The organism is Clostridium sp. HMP27 (genome assembly GCF_000765165.1).
Classification (GTDB): Bacteria; Bacillota; Clostridia; order Clostridiales; family Clostridiaceae; genus Clostridium_AK.
On record NZ_JMFY01000070.1, the window covers coordinates 1 to 1,545 of the forward strand.

Below are 1,545 nucleotides of genomic sequence, written 5' to 3' on the forward strand. Positions count from 1 at the left end.
AATAAGCAAGTGGCAGGAAGACAAAATAATCAGCAAGGTAAAAATTACTTTACAAGTTCATAAAGAAGAAAAGAAATAAAGGTTTAAGACGTAACGATAAAATATGATGAATTAGTTGAAATTTAAGAGGAGGGCAAAGATGATAGAAGTATATGAAGCTGAAGGAGTTTTAAGCGAAATGTTAAGCGAGTCAGGCTTTGACATTAATAATCCTAATCCTAAATTAGCATGGGAAACTTTCAAGAAATTTTCAAAAGTCAAAATAGACTGTGCCGATGACTCTCTATTGTTTCAATGTGGAGTGTACGAATTTACAGGAAAAGAATTATTTCACTTCGAATTTGTAAGGCAATTTAGCATTGAGGAAGGCGGAGAATATGATCATATAGAACAATTAATGCTTACAATATACTTTAAGCCTAATGCAGAATTAAAAGAGTTAGAAACAAACTTATGGACATATGACTTTAACTCCATAGACCAATTTTTTAACGAAGTGGAAAAAATGGATTATTTCAAAATACCTATTGAAAAACATGTACCATTTCAAGCAGAGGTTGAACAAGAAGAAGTATAGATATGGACTTGGAATGATGTATTGTAGTTAATTCGCATTCTTGTTATAAAATCTATTAATCATAAGTATATGATATTTGAACATTAGTAATTAATTACGAAGTAAAGTAAAAATTATTGGGAGGTATAAGTTGAGAAAAGTAACTGGAGTCTTTATTATTTTGATACTATTGATAATCACTGGTTGTTCAAACAAAGAAGTTATTAATCACAACTATATTTATAAAGGAGAAAATGAACTTTGGTCTGCTGAATATAGGGTAAATGGAACGGGCACTTTTACTGAAGAGAATGGTAAAACCAAATATGAAAGTAATTCTAATAACATATTAATAGTAACATATAAGAAAGAACTGTCCCAATTATCTTCTTTAAAACATCTGGAAATATCCTATGCAAGTAGTGCAGGAGGTGGAAAAATAACAGAAGACTATACAGATGGTCCGCCAAAAGAAAAAACTTATACAATTAAATCAGGTGGTAATGGAGTAGCAATAGAGAATAAAGACGAAGTGATAAATGTCACCATAAATCTTGATGGAAAGATACAAATAATTGAATTGAAGGATGTAAATTGATTATTATTTAGGTCGAAATATTCTAATCTTACGACATAAGGGTAAAATATGGTGAATTAATTATGGGCAAAAGGAATAGGAGATATAATGAATAAAAAAAAAAGTGTTATATGTTTTATCAGGAATGGCATTACTATTCATCGTAATAGTTGCTGTTTATTTTTCAGCCTTTATTCAACCAAAAATAGTTTTTACAGTGGAGATTGGCACTGTAAGCAACGAGGATTATAAAAGAATACTAAATAATGCACAGGTAATGTACCCTAATAAAGATATTGAAAAATTTAAGCATATAAATATAGAAATAAAAGTTACTGAACCAGTAGGAGTAAACAATAATATAAAAATAGAAAGAGATATTCTTCAACAATATCTAAAGGACAACAAGAAA

The 1,545-nt window shown here is 29.1% G+C and carries 2 protein-coding genes and 1 pseudogene; all 3 read left to right on the forward strand.

Annotated elements, in window-relative coordinates; translation table 11 throughout:
* Positions 1-139 precede the first annotated feature (139 nt).
* Entirely contained in the window at positions 140-577 is a 438-nt protein-coding gene (locus DP68_RS18720) for a hypothetical protein (protein WP_035312050.1), read from the forward strand.
* 130 nt (positions 578-707) lie between these two features.
* Positions 708-1,154, forward strand: coding sequence for a hypothetical protein (locus DP68_RS18725; protein ID WP_035312051.1), 447 nt, complete (start codon positions 708-710; stop codon positions 1,152-1,154).
* Between the two features lie 103 nt (positions 1,155-1,257).
* Positions 1,258-1,545 (forward strand): annotated as a pseudogene (locus tag DP68_RS18730) (hypothetical protein); the annotation flags it as partial.